Annotated in this window: 12 protein-coding genes; 10 read left to right on the forward strand and 2 right to left on the reverse strand. The window is 51.4% G+C overall.

The window, feature by feature from the left end:
- Positions 1-1,860 (forward strand): SpoIIE family protein phosphatase (locus PHC90_13040; protein MDD3847267.1); only part of this gene is annotated, 1,860 nt, incomplete at its 5' end.
- 183 nt (positions 1,861-2,043) lie between these two features.
- Positions 2,044-3,030, forward strand: a complete 987-nt coding sequence (locus PHC90_13045) for an MBL fold metallo-hydrolase (protein ID MDD3847268.1) — start codon at positions 2,044-2,046, stop codon at positions 3,028-3,030.
- A gap of 181 nt (positions 3,031-3,211) precedes the next feature.
- On the opposite strand, the gene PHC90_13050 is transcribed toward PHC90_13045, so the two are convergent.
- Positions 3,212-3,640, reverse strand: a complete 429-nt coding sequence (locus PHC90_13050; GenBank protein ID MDD3847269.1) for an ATP-binding protein — start codon at positions 3,638-3,640, stop codon at positions 3,212-3,214.
- Between the two features lie 2 nt (positions 3,641-3,642).
- Positions 3,643-3,975: an STAS domain-containing protein gene (locus tag PHC90_13055; GenBank protein ID MDD3847270.1), complete on the reverse strand. Its 333-nt coding sequence runs from the start codon at positions 3,973-3,975 to the stop codon at positions 3,643-3,645.
- 317 nt (positions 3,976-4,292) lie between these two features.
- Here PHC90_13055 and PHC90_13060 point away from each other — a divergent pair, with 317 nt between their 5' ends.
- The 8 genes from PHC90_13060 (at position 4,293) to cas2 (ending at position 12,470) form a co-directional block, all read left to right on the forward strand.
- Positions 4,293-6,494, forward strand: coding sequence for a CRISPR-associated endonuclease Cas3'' (locus PHC90_13060; GenBank protein MDD3847271.1), 2,202 nt, complete (start codon positions 4,293-4,295; stop codon positions 6,492-6,494).
- 23 nt (positions 6,495-6,517) lie between these two features.
- Positions 6,518-7,192 carry a type I-C CRISPR-associated protein Cas5c gene (gene cas5c, locus PHC90_13065; GenBank protein ID MDD3847272.1) on the forward strand — a complete coding sequence of 225 codons (675 nt, stop codon included), beginning with the start codon at positions 6,518-6,520 and terminating at the stop codon, positions 7,190-7,192.
- Positions 7,189-8,913, forward strand: coding sequence for a type I-C CRISPR-associated protein Cas8c/Csd1 (gene cas8c / locus PHC90_13070; GenBank protein ID MDD3847273.1), 1,725 nt, complete (start codon positions 7,189-7,191; stop codon positions 8,911-8,913). Before cas5c ends, cas8c begins: the two co-directional genes overlap by 4 nt.
- A 27-nt stretch (positions 8,914-8,940) precedes the next feature.
- Entirely contained in the window at positions 8,941-9,816 is an 876-nt protein-coding gene (cas7c, locus tag PHC90_13075; protein MDD3847274.1) for a type I-C CRISPR-associated protein Cas7/Csd2, read from the forward strand.
- A 57-nt stretch (positions 9,817-9,873) separates the two neighbouring features.
- Positions 9,874-10,446: a four helix bundle suffix domain-containing protein gene (locus PHC90_13080; protein MDD3847275.1), complete on the forward strand. Its 573-nt coding sequence runs from the start codon at positions 9,874-9,876 to the stop codon at positions 10,444-10,446.
- Positions 10,443-11,078, forward strand: coding sequence for a CRISPR-associated protein Cas4 (gene cas4 / locus PHC90_13085; GenBank protein ID MDD3847276.1), 636 nt, complete (start codon positions 10,443-10,445; stop codon positions 11,076-11,078). Before PHC90_13080 ends, cas4 begins: the two co-directional genes overlap by 4 nt.
- Entirely contained in the window at positions 11,075-12,106 is a 1,032-nt protein-coding gene (gene cas1c / locus PHC90_13090) for a type I-C CRISPR-associated endonuclease Cas1c (protein MDD3847277.1), read from the forward strand. Before cas4 ends, cas1c begins: the two co-directional genes overlap by 4 nt.
- A 73-nt stretch (positions 12,107-12,179) precedes the next feature.
- On the forward strand, positions 12,180-12,470 hold the full coding sequence (gene cas2 / locus PHC90_13095; protein MDD3847278.1) for a CRISPR-associated endonuclease Cas2: 291 nt from the start codon (positions 12,180-12,182) through the stop codon (positions 12,468-12,470).
- The last annotated feature ends 216 nt before the right edge of the window (positions 12,471-12,686 follow it).

Here is a 12,686-nt window from a genome sequence, read left to right on the forward strand (position 1 = left end):
TACAACTACCTTGTGTCCCGGAGAATGATCCAGAAGGGCATCGAAGAGAACTCGGCGAACCTCATCACCACGACGACGAGCAGGATCGAGGTGCTTTTGACGTCCACCCAGAAAGTGCCTCAGAACACCGCTTATCTTCTCGAGAACATGAACTATGACGAGGCGGAGCTTTTCAAGGTCATCTATGCCATCGTCGAAAAGAACCCCGAGATATACGGCGCGGCGGTTGCCTTCGAACCCTACGCCTTCGACAAGACGAAGAAGTATTTCGCTCCCTATTTCTACAAGAATGGTGGAGGTATAAGCTTCAAGTATCTCGACCGGTTCTACGACTATTTCCTTTGGGACTGGTACCAGATCCCGCGGGAGCTTGAACAGCCGCAATGGACGGAACCCTATTTCGGCGAAGGCGGCGGTATCCTTATGTCTTCCTATGCCGTTCCCTTTTACAGGGTTGTCGATGGGACACGAAAGCTCACCGGTGTCGTCGTTGTTGACATCTCGCTCAATGAGCTCAGGGACATCGTCTCCTCGATCAAGATCCTGAAGTCGGGCTACGGGTTTCTCATATCAAAGAACGGCACATTTGTCACCCATCCCATCAGAAAATATATCATGAACGAAACGATCTTTACCGTGGCGGAGGAGAGGAAAAATCCCATGCTCCGTGAGGCGGGGCGCAAGATGATACGGGGAGAGACCGGCTATTCCCCAAACTCCGTCAAAAGCGCGGTAACGGGAAAGTCCTGCATCATGACCTATGTGCCCATCAAGTCGAACGGGTGGGCCCTGGGAGTTCTCTTTCCTTACGACGAGCTCATGGCAGACATCACGAGCCTCAATCACGTGGTCATTGCGCTGGGTATTCTGGGCCTTGCGCTTCTTGCCTTCGCGGTTGTCTTCATAGCCCGCTCCATAACGAGACCGCTGACGGAAATGACGGAAATAGCGGGACGGATAGGCACGGGCGACCTCGAGGCAAAGGTGCCCGAGATACGAACGAGAGATGAAGTCGGGAAGCTCGCGGCGGCCCTGGATTGTATGAAAACGTCGCTGAAGGATTACATCCAGGAGATCACCGATACAACGGCGTCAAGACAGCGCATGGAAAGCGAACTGAAAATAGCCAGAAACATCCAGATGGGAATTCTGCCGAAGGTGTTCCCTCCCTTTCCGGACAGAAGGGACTTCGACATCCATGCCCTCACCATCCCGGCGCGGGAGGTAGGCGGGGATTTCTATGATTTCTTCCTCATAGACAAGGACCACCTCTGTTTCGTCATAGGCGATGCCTCAGGCAAGGGAATTCCGGCGGCCCTCTTTATGGCATTCACCAAGACCCTCATAAAGGTGAAGGCATCGGCCAACCTTGAGACGGGGACCCTCATGGAGGAGGTTAACGACGAGCTCAGCAGAGGCAACCCCGCGGACATGTTCATTACCGTGTTCTGCGCCATTCTGAATACGGCTACGGGAGAGCTCCGCTACACGAACGGCGGTCACAATCCCCCCGTCATCATTCGCGCCGGCGGCGATGTCAGCTATCTCGACGGCCCCGGAGAACTCGTCGTGGGGATCATGGAAGGAACCCCGTATACAACGAGAACGCTTGTCCTCAACGCGGGCGACGGGTTGTTTCTCTATACCGACGGCGTTACGGAAGCCATGAACGAGACGGATGAGATATTCTCCACGGAGCGCCTGATAGATGTCCTTGTCTCATGCACGGGCAGGGACGTTTCGGAGATGACCACCTGCGTCGGGGAGGCGATCAACGACTTCTGCAAGGATACACCCCAGTATGACGACATTACCATGATGGCATTGAAATATGAAGGAAGTATGGATAACGGCCAATGACCAGATTTCAATGATCAAACCGGAGGAGAACCCGTTCCTTCTTTTGCTTGCTCGTTGGTCATTGTCCTTTATTGTGATTTCCGTCATTGGTGTTTTAGCTCTTTGTGACTACAATGTTTAAATTAATCTTGCAATTTATTCGCAAGAGTTTAAAATAATGCATCTAATTCAACAGGAGAAAGGATGCGCGTCTATTTCTGGGGCACACGGGGGTCTTTGCCTGCGTCTATAACGGCGGAGACAGTTCGGGCTAAGATCGTTCGCGCCATCAAGGCGGCGAAGGCGCGGACCTTTGAGACTGACGGCGACATAGAAGACTTCATCCGTGAGGAGCTTCCCTTCACCGTGGGGAGGACTTACGGAAGCAACACACCCTGTGTGGAGATCAAGAACGGCGAAGAGTATATGATCTGTGATGCGGGCACGGGTTTGAGAGACCTTGGCAACTATCATATGAAGCTTATCGATCAAGGTCTGCAGCGAAAAAGCGGTTCCGTTTTCAATATCTTTGTCTCCCATTTTCACTGGGACCACATCCAGGGGTTTCCCTTTTTCACTCCCGCCTATATCCCCGGAAACAAGGTGAGAGTGTACGGTTTCCACAAGAACCTGAAGAGTTTCTTTGTGAAGCAGCAGAACCAGCCATTTTTCCCCGTTCCCCTTGCAAGCATGAGCGCCGATATACAGTTCGTCGTTCTCAAGCCCGGCAGGAGTTACGAGATCAGCGGCTTTGAGGTCTCCGGCATAGAGCAGAAGCACCCGGGGACGTCTTACGGGTTCCGGTTTCAGAAGGCTGGACGGACTGTCGTTTATTCCACCGATGCCGAGCACGGGACAAGCTATGACGGCCCGGCAAGGGAAGAGAACTATCCGTTCCTGGATTTCTTCAGAGAAGCGGACCTCCTCGTCTTCGATGCCCAGTATGATTGGAACGAGGCAGTCCTTGGAAAGGACGACTGGGGCCATTCCAGTTACGTGGCGGCTGTCGAGCTCGCCGTGAAGGCAAAGGTAAAGCACCTCTGCCTCTTCCATAACGAACCTGCCTATACCGACGAGCGTCTCGATGACCTTCTCGAGGATACGAGAAACTATCTGAAGGTCTACAATGACCACCAACCCCATCCCATGAAGATCGATCTTGCCTATGACGGGTACGAGATAGAAGTGTAAGGAGACGGTTCCGCGCTCCGGTTTAAAGACCCGACAACTCTCATCTCGTGACCTCCACATATCTCTGTCCGTGCACTTTCTGCTGTGACAGAGTCCTTTCTGGATTCCCGTCTAAAGCCGGAATAACGGTGCAGGATTGTTGAAGTCTGAAGCCGGAATATGGAAATTTAATTATTGATAATTATTGTTTCTTCATCTTTATCGTGAGGATGTTCTTTCCCCCCTCGCGAGCGTAGGTCACGCCGTCGGTCATCTCTTTTATGAGGAATATCCCAAGACCTCCGATAGGTCGGTCATCGATGCCTGCATCGGTGTCGGGGGCGGCCTTCCTGAGGGGATCGAAGGGGGGGCCGCTGTCTGTGATGGTGATGTAGAATCCCCCCCTGGCGTCCGTCGTGCATGCTATGGAGATGACGCTGTCCGAGGACGCGGAGGAATACTTGACGATATTGACGATGGCCTCTTCCAGGGCCAGTTCCATGGCGCCCAGCTTATGTTCGCTGAAGCCGGCCTCTCTGGCGCACCGGTTTATCTCGGCAACGAAGCCCGGCAGGGATTGGAGCGCCGCCGGAAGCTCGATGGTGCAGAGGGTATGAGTGCTTTCGGCCATCCCTAAAGGCTGCCGAGCGCTTCCGCTTCCGAAGGAAAGATCTTGAAGATGGATTTGAACCCCGATATCTGGAAGACCTCTTCCACGGGTCCCTGAAGCCCGGTGAAAAGGATCTCTCCGGAGAGTGTCTTGAGCTTCTTGGCTGATGAGAGAATGCTTCTCAGCCCCGCGCTGCTGATATAGCCAAGGCCGGCCAGATCGATAAGAAAAACCCTGTCTCCCGCCGTGATCAGCTCATCGAGACTCTTTTCGAAATCAGGCGCGGTGATCGCGTCTATCCTCCCGGAGACTGCAACGATTGAAACATCTTTTTCTTTGCGCTTGGTGATCTCCATAAGACTCCTCGTAGTTTTTAAACTGAATTCTATACGATGGTCTGTGAAAAAACAACGATTCTTTCAAGAAGCTGCCGGGTCCCAGAAAAAGCAGCCGGGCTTATCAATGCCATACTGTTGTCACCCTCGCCCGGTATACTGGTAGACAAAAGGGACATCACAAACCCTGCACGGAAAGAAACGTAAAGTTGTTAATGATTTGCGTAGCCCGGACGCGGCCAGATCATTTGCGCCATTTGAATTGACTATAGGTTGTTTGTCCTATACCATGGAAGAAAGCACAAAAAATCACCCAGAGAATCATAGAAGACCTCCAAATGGATAAGACTTTCTACGCCCATTCCAAAAAAGGCGAGCCGCCGGAAAAGTGGCAGCGGCTTGAAGAACATTTAGAAAACGTGGCGGAGATGGCGCGGGGGTTTGCACAGGAGTTTGGGGCTGGGGAGTGGGGATACCTGGCAGGACTGTGGCATGATCTGGGGAAATTCGCTCCTGAGTTTCAGAATATGCTCCGTCTGGCGAATGGTCTTGACGCGAATGGAGCGCATACCCATGGTCGCGTCAATCATTCAACTGCCGGGGCCATCCTTGCCGTTGAAAGGTTCAAACTCGCAGGAAGAATCTTGTCCTACCTTGTGGCCGGTCATCATGCGGGCCTGTCGGATTGGGCGAGTTACCAAGCGGGCAATGCAGCACTTTCCATACGCCTTAATGACATTGAGCTTCTGGAATCGGTTAAAGATACCATTCCAGAAAATATTGCGGCCCAACCTTTTCCGAAGGAACGCCCGGTGCCGGGAACCGATCCGGCACTCTGGATTAGGATGCTCTTCTCGTGTCTTGTAGACAGCGATTTCTTGGACACTGAAGCGTTCATATCCTCCGACAAAGGTCAACTCCGCGGTGGATATCCCGCTCTCGCAGAGCTTCTGCCCCATTTTGAGACTTTCATGAAGGAGAAACTTGACGGAGCACGGGATACGCCCGTGAACCGGATACGCGCTCAAGTTTTGAATCGATGTAGATCCCTTGCAGGCAACAGGCCGGGCATCTATACACTCACGGTACCCACGGGGGGCGGGAAAACCCTGTCATCAATGGCCTTTGCACTCCATCATGCCCTTTTACACAGAAGGAAGCGGATCATTTACGTCATTCCCTACACCAGCATCATCGAACAGACAGCAGACCAGTTCCGAAAGATATTCGGTAGCGCAGTCATAGAACACCATTCCAATTTTGACACCACCGGTGAGGATGATCAGAGCGACAAAACACGACTTGCCTGCGAGAACTGGGATGCACCTATTGTGGTTACCACTTCGGTGCAATTCTTTGAATCCCTCTTTGCAAACCGTTCAAGCAGGTGCCGCAAACTTCACAATATCATCAACTCGGTTATTGTCTTTGATGAGGTTCAGCTCTTACCGCCTGAGTTTCTGAAGCCCATCCTTGATTCGATCGCAGAATTGCAGCGAACATATAACGCTACACTTCTTCTCTGCACAGCAACGCAACCGGCTTTTGGTCCGCATCCGGAGTTTGGGTTTAATGGGCTTAAGGATATGAAAGAGGTCATGGAAGATCCAGGCGACCTTTACCGTAACCTTAAAAGGGCTGAGGTAAGGGTGCCAGACAACCTTCTTCAACCAAAAGCTTGGGAGGACTTGGCCTCAGAACTGAGTGAAATAGAATCCGTTCTGTGCGTGGTGAACCGCCGTGACGATTGCCGCGAACTGTGGAAGATGATGCCGCAAGGAACATTCCATCTTTCGGCCCTCATGTGTGGTGCGCACCGCTCCCGCAAGATCGCGGAAATTAAAGACCGCCTTGCGAAAGGGTTACCAACCCGAGTCATCAGCACACAGCTTGTAGAGGCGGGTGTCGATGTCGACTTCCCTGTCGTTTATCGTGCCGTAGCAGGTCTCGATTCCGTTGCGCAAGCGGCTGGGAGATGCAACAGGGAGGGACGCCTGGAGATGGGAAGGGTTATTATTTTCTGCCCTCCAAGCGAACCGCCTGTGGGCCATCTGCGGCAGGCAGCCCAAATTGGCAGACGGTTTCTCGAATCTGACGATGAAGATTTCCTTTCACCGGATAAGTTCACGCGATTCTTCGAGGAGTTTTACTGGCTTCAGGCCGATAGGCTCGATATAAAAGGTATTATGGATGACCTTGCCCCTGACAGGGAATTTCGTTTCAGCTTCAGGTCAGCGGCACAGAACTTCACGATCATTGATGAACAAAAACAGGGATCTGTCCTGGTCACCTATGGTGAGGGCGCAAAACTTATTTCCCTTCTCGAGAAAATGGGGCCGCAGAGGTGGCTTATGCGAAAGCTGCAACGCTATGTGGTCAACCTTCCTCGCTATTTGCACACCAGACTTGTGGCGGAAGGGGCCGTTCGTCAAGTCTACCCGGGGATATTCACACAGGGCCACAGCGCCCTCTATCGTGAAGATATTGGCTTCTGTCCTGAACAGTCGATCGTCTATGCGCCTGATGACTTGATTTGTTAGGTAACAAAAGTAAAGGAGGTATTATGGACGGACCTGTAAGAAAAAGTAAAACCATACTCCTCAAGGTGTGGGGTGATTACGCTTGCTTCACAAGGCCGGAAATGAAGGTGGAACGGGTCTCTTATGATGTCATGACACCATCGGCGGCACGGGGCCTTCTGGAAGCGATCCTTTGGAAACCGGCAATTCAATGGCATGTTGAACAGATTGATGTGCTGAAGCCCATTCGTTGGGAATCTGTGCGGCGGAATGAGGTAGGTGCTCAAATGTCGAGTCGCACAAATGGCCTCTTCATCGAAGACCAACGTCAGCAGAGAGCAGGGCTTTTTCTGCGGGAAGTAGCATACGCAATCCACGCTCATTTCACCATGACCGATAGAGCGGGCCCCGAGGACAATGTCATCAAGTTTGAGGAAATGTTTGTTCGTCGAGCAGAAAAAGGTCAGTGCTTTCATCGACCCTATCTGGGTTGCCGTGAGTTTTCGGCCCACTTCAAGCTTGTTTTACCTGACGAACAAGCCCTTGAGCCAATGAGTGAGACGCGCGAGTTGGGATGGATGTTATTCGACATGATCCATGACAATAAAGCCGACAGGGGTCATGTTCACAGCTGTACAGAGTGGTGCCGTCCATCATTCTTTAAAGCCGTGATGGAGAACGGCAGGATCAATCTGAGAGACATCGAGGTGCGATCATGATATTGCAAGCCTTAACGTCCTACTACAATCGAACAGCACAGGGTGGAGGTGATATTGCCGCACCGGGATTCCAGAAGCAACAGATTCCCTTCCTCATAGTATTGACCCGAGAAGGTCGTTTTCTTGATCTCCAGGACACTCGAAGCCCGGAAGGGAAGAAGAAGGTCGGAAGGACCTTCATTGTGCCGAAGGCCATCAAAAAGACGAGTGGTATTGCGGCCAATCTCTTCTGGGACACCCCCGCCTACGTTCTGGGCCGGCCCAAGCCTGACCAGAATGACGCTCCCGAAAAGGCAGAAAAACAAAGACGGGCATTTCTGGATCGTATGAAGGAAATATTTCCGAACCCGAATGCCAATGTCGCAGTTTCTGCCATCTTTGGGTTTCTTGAAGGGAATGATTTTCAAACCCTTCTTAATCATCCTTCGTGGAAAGAAATAGAAGAAAAAGGGCTTGTACTCGGCTTCAAACTCGACACCGACAACTGTTTGGTTTGTGAGAGGCAGGATATTGTAAATGCACTTGCAGGAACAAAGCCATCGACGAAAGGGAACGGTATCTGTCTTGTAGACGGTGAAGTGGACGTACCGGTCCGACTCCACACCGCCATTAAAGGCGTGTGGGGCGCTCAGACGTCTGGTGCCAACATTGTTTCCTTCAATCTTAAGGCGTTCACATCATTTAACAAGAAACAGGGTCTTAACGCACCCGTGGGACAACGGGCTGAATTTGCTTACACCACAGCGTTGAATAATCTTCTTCAAAAGGGGTCGCGACAACGTTTACAGGTGGGCGATGCCAGCACTGTGTTCTGGGCTGAAAAGAAGCATGTCATGGAAGATGTTTTTGCCGACATATTCGGCGAACCCGTTAAGGACAATCCTGTACAGGATTACAAAAGCCTTGTTGCTGTGTTTCGTGCACCAGAAACCGGCAGCAGACCGGAACTTGAGCCAAACACACGTTTCTTTGTCCTCGGACTCGCCCCTAATGCAGCCCGAATAGCAGTGCGTTTCTGGTACGACGGCACGGTCAAAGAAGTTGCCGCCCACATTTACCAGCATTTTGAAGATTGCTCAATTGTCCATGGGCCTAATCAACCAGAAACGCTCTCTCTTTTCCGCATGCTGGTTTCGACGGCATTGCAGGGCAAATCGGAGAACATACAACCTAATCTCGCGGGAGACTTCATGCGGTCCATTCTAGCGGGAACACCATATCCGCAAACACTGCTGGCCGCTGCTATTCGACGACTTAGGGCCGAACATGAAGTTACGTACCCCCGGGTTGCTCTGATTAAGGCGGTGTTGGTCAGGGAGTCAAAATACTACAATAAAGACCATAGGGAGGTAGACATGGCATTGGATAAGACAAATGGCAACATCGGTTACCGCCTTGGGCGGCTTTTTGCAGCCTTGGAGAAGATACAAGAAGAGGCCAATCCTGGCATTAACGCCACAATCCGGGACCGCTTTTACGGAGCAGCGTCCAGTACACCTGTGGCCGCGTTCTCACGGTTAATGAAGCTCAAGAACCACCACATTTCAAAGCTGGACAATCGTGGACGCGCAGTCAATCTTGAACGTGTCGTTGGGGAAATAGTCGATGGCATTGACGAATTCCCAACATATCTGTCGCTTGGAGACCAAGGCCGGTTTGCGGTTGGTTACTATCATCAGCGACAGGAGTTTTTCACCAAGAAAGACGAACAGCAACTATAACCAATACGAGATAAGGAGGATGTACCCATGAGTGATACAACTAATACAGTTCAGAATCGTTACGACTTTGTGCTCTTCTTTGATGTCAAAGATGGTAATCCCAACGGAGACCCGGACGCGGGAAACCTTCCTCGCATCGACCCGGAAACTGGCCACGGCCTTGTCACAGACGTGTGTCTCAAGAGGAAGGTGCGGAACTATGTGCAGCTGGAAAAGAATGATACAAAAGGCTATGACATTTTCATCAAGGAAAAGGCAATATTGAATAATCTAATAGACGAGGCCCACGAACAGAACGAAGTGAAGGATAAAGAAAAAGGTGACAAGACAGATGCGGCCCGTGATTACATGTGTGCGAGATTCTTTGACGTGCGCACTTTTGGGGCAGTCATGTCCACAGGAAAGAACGCCGGACAGGTAAGGGGCCCGGTGCAATTAACATTTGCTCGCAGTGTAGGCCAGATTGTTCCTTTGGAGCATAGTATTACCCGAATGGCAGTTGCTACCCCTGCTGAAGCCGAGAAGCAGCAGGGCGACAATCGCACTATGGGCCGAAAATTTACTGTACCCTATGCCCTCTATCGCTGCCACGGATTTGTCTCTGCTCCTTTAGCTGACAAGACCGGTTTTAGCGATTCCGATCTGACCCTCTTCTGGGATGCCCTCGCGAACATGTTCGAACATGACCGGTCTGCCGCACGTGGTCAGATGGCGGCACGCAAACTGATTGTTTTCAAACATGACTCAAGGATGGGTAAGGCACACGCACACCAGCTATTTGATCTGATTGATGTAAAGCCAGCCAATGATGACAATAAACCGCCCCGCGTTTTTTCCGATTATAGGATAGATTTTGATAAAACCAAAGTTCCAGCGGGGGTAACGGTTGAAGAGAAGATTTAAAAAGTAATACTCATACAACACGGCACCATTTAATGCGTATTGCACAAGGTACATAAAATGACCCAGACCCAACCTCCCCTAATCCCCCCGCACGGCGGGTACCGGGAACTGAAGTCCTACCAGATGGCGGAGATAGTATTCGACGCTACCGTGGTGTTCTGTGACCGCTTCATAGATCGCCGCTCCCGTACTCATGATCAAATGGTACAGGCTGCACGAAGCGGCAAACAGAACATTGCAGAAGGCAGTATGGCCTCTGGTACGTCAAAAAAAACAGAGCTTAAGCTTATCGGTGTGGCCAGAGCAAGTCTTGAGGAGTTGCTTCTTGATTATCAGGACTTTCTCAGGCAGAAAGATTGCACGCTCTGGGGAAAAAAGCACCCGCAAGCACTCGAGATTAGAGCGCTTGCGTATAGGTCTGATAGGTCATATTTGACGTATAAGACCTATTTTGAGAACTCTTCACCGGAAGTGGCGGCTAACGCCACAATTTGTCTGATCCACCAGGCCAACTATCTTCTTGATCAGCAATTGAGAGCACTGGAAAAAGATTTTCTTGAGGAAGGCGGATTCACGGAGCGACTTTATCGTGTTCGCTCCCAGACTCGGGGTGCTTGGAAAAAGCCATGATGTATTCTGAAGACGACCCCATTATGATCTCGGCGTTGCAGCACTACGTGTTCTGCCCCCGTCAGTGCGCCCTGATCCACATTGAACAGGTCTGGGCAGAAAGTCGCCTTACCGCCGAAGGGCGCATCATGCACGAGAAGGTTCACGAGGAGGGCAACGAATCACGGGGCAGCGTGCGCATCGCGCGGGGTCTGCCGCTTCGTTCCCTGCGGCTGGGCCTCGTGGGGGTTGCCGATGTGGTGGAATTTCACGGGACCGGCAAAGGCGCGTGGCAGCCCTTGCCAGTAGAATACAAGCGGGGAAAGCCCAAATTTGACCTTAGCGATGCGGTGCAATTATGCGCGCAAGCGCTCTGCCTTGAAGAAATGTTGTCCATAGTGGTTCCTGAAGGAGCGCTATTTTACGGCAAGACACGCAGAAGAACAGATGTTGCCTTCGACGAGGCGCTCAGGAGAGAGACAGAGGAAACGGCATCGAGGACCCGTGATTTGATTTCAGGAGGGGTAACACCGCCACCGGTTTACACGAAACGGTGCAAAAACTGCTCCCTTGTCGCAGGGTGTATGCCGAAAGCGATTGCGAAGCAGCGGCCAGTAACACGGTATCTGGCGGCGGTAACGAAAGAGATATGAAAAAACACCTCAATACGCTCTTTGTCACAACACAAAGGGCTTACCTCTCGAAGGCGAGCGAAACGGTTGTCGTGAAAGTTGAAGGCGAGGTGCGTCTCCAGCTTCCCATCCACACGATCGGCGGCATTGTCTGTTTCGGTAGCGTATCATGCAGTCCTTACCTCATGGGGTTTTGCGCAGAGAAAGGTGTAGCACTCAGCTTTCTCACCGAGCAGGGACGGTTTCTTGCGCGGGTGCACGGACCCGTATCGGGCAATGTGCTGTTACGACGAGAGCAGTACCGGTGGGCTGATGATCCTGTTCGTTCAGCAAATATGGCCCGGTATTTCATTGTCGGCAAGATAGCCAACTGCAGAACCGTTCTGCAGAGGGTGCTTCGGGACCATTCCGGGAAAGTAGAAGAGAATGGTCTTCGTCGCACCGTCATACTGTTAGGACGCTGTCTTGAACGATGCAATCACGAGTCCGACCTTGAGGTCTTGCGGGGGATAGAAGGCGAATCTGCCCACGCATATTTTGCGGTTTTCGATAATCTAATAGTCGCCCAGAAAGACGCGTTCAGTTTTAAGGAGAGAAACAGGAGACCACCCCTCGATAATGTAAATTGTCTGCTTTCGTTTCTGTATACGTTGCTTACCCATGATGCCCGTTCGGCCCTCGAAACCATTGGTCTCGATCCGGCCGTTGGCTTTCTCCATCGTGATCGTCCTGGAAGGCCAAGCCTTGCCCTCGACCTCGTTGAAGAATTCCGCCCATTTCTTGCCGACAGGCTTGCCCTGTCTCTCATAAACCTGCGCAAGGTGCAGGGAAGAGGGTTCAAGGTGATGGAGTCAGGTGCTGTCAAGATGGAAGATGACACGCGCAAGGCCGTTATCACGGCATATCAGGAAAGGAAACAGGAAGAGATAATCCACCCCTTTCTGGAAGAGAAAACGACAGTGGGACTTTTAATGCATATGCAGGCACTTTTGATGGCGCGTCATGTCCGGGGCGATATGGATGGCTACCCCCCGTTTGTTTGGAAGTGAGTACGTTGACAGGCAGAGCACATATGGCAAGACGATAATGGACTGCACAGGAGATAAATAACGGAGGGAACAAATGCTTGTGCTGGTGAGCTATGATGTGGCGACTATTGATCCTGGAGGGCAAAGACGTTTGAACCGGTTGGCAAAAGCCTGCAAGGATTATGGGCAGAGAGTCCAATATTCGGTATTTGAGTGTATTGTTGATCCGGCACAGTGGACCGTTCTCAAAGATAGACTCATCAGCGAGATTAATAAAGAAAAAGACAGTCTACGTTTTTACTACCTTGGGTCGAACTGGAGACATAGGGTCGAGCATGTAGGAGCAAAAGAGGGTGTCGATCAGGAAGGTGTTTTGATGGCATAGCCCTCCGCGAACCGTAAGCGTACATATTTTACCCATGCGCTTCGCGGATGAGCATAACATAACGGATCTGAAAAGGTTATTGCTGTGTTCTTTGAAATATGAATAGGTACTGGTCAAGAAAACAGGTTAGGTTCGCGAAATCTATGAAAATAGTTGTATGGTTTTCAGTATCTGCGAAAAGTGAGTCGCCCCCCGCGCGGGGGCGTGGATTGAAAC

The organism is Syntrophorhabdaceae bacterium (genome assembly GCA_028698615.1).
Classification (GTDB): domain Bacteria; phylum Desulfobacterota; class Syntrophorhabdia; order Syntrophorhabdales; family Syntrophorhabdaceae; genus Delta-02.

What these genes read in the sequence shown, in the direction of transcription:
- PHC90_13045 (MDD3847268.1), top strand. Translation starts at nt 2,044, where the DNA reads ATGCGCGTCTATTTCTGGGGCACACGGGGGTCTTTGCCTGCGTCTATA.
- PHC90_13050 (MDD3847269.1), bottom strand. Translation starts at nt 3,640, where the DNA reads ATGGCCGAAAGCACTCATACCCTCTGCACCATCGAGCTTCCGGCGGCG.
- PHC90_13055 (MDD3847270.1), bottom strand. Translation starts at nt 3,975, where the DNA reads ATGGAGATCACCAAGCGCAAAGAAAAAGATGTTTCAATCGTTGCAGTC.
- PHC90_13060 (MDD3847271.1), top strand. Translation starts at nt 4,293, where the DNA reads ATGGATAAGACTTTCTACGCCCATTCCAAAAAAGGCGAGCCGCCGGAA.
- cas5c (MDD3847272.1), top strand. Translation starts at nt 6,518, where the DNA reads ATGGACGGACCTGTAAGAAAAAGTAAAACCATACTCCTCAAGGTGTGG.
- cas8c (MDD3847273.1), top strand. Translation starts at nt 7,189, where the DNA reads ATGATATTGCAAGCCTTAACGTCCTACTACAATCGAACAGCACAGGGT.
- cas7c (MDD3847274.1), top strand. Translation starts at nt 8,941, where the DNA reads ATGAGTGATACAACTAATACAGTTCAGAATCGTTACGACTTTGTGCTC.
- PHC90_13080 (MDD3847275.1), top strand. Translation starts at nt 9,874, where the DNA reads ATGACCCAGACCCAACCTCCCCTAATCCCCCCGCACGGCGGGTACCGG.
- cas4 (MDD3847276.1), top strand. Translation starts at nt 10,443, where the DNA reads ATGATGTATTCTGAAGACGACCCCATTATGATCTCGGCGTTGCAGCAC.
- cas1c (MDD3847277.1), top strand. Translation starts at nt 11,075, where the DNA reads ATGAAAAAACACCTCAATACGCTCTTTGTCACAACACAAAGGGCTTAC.
- cas2 (MDD3847278.1), top strand. Translation starts at nt 12,180, where the DNA reads ATGCTTGTGCTGGTGAGCTATGATGTGGCGACTATTGATCCTGGAGGG.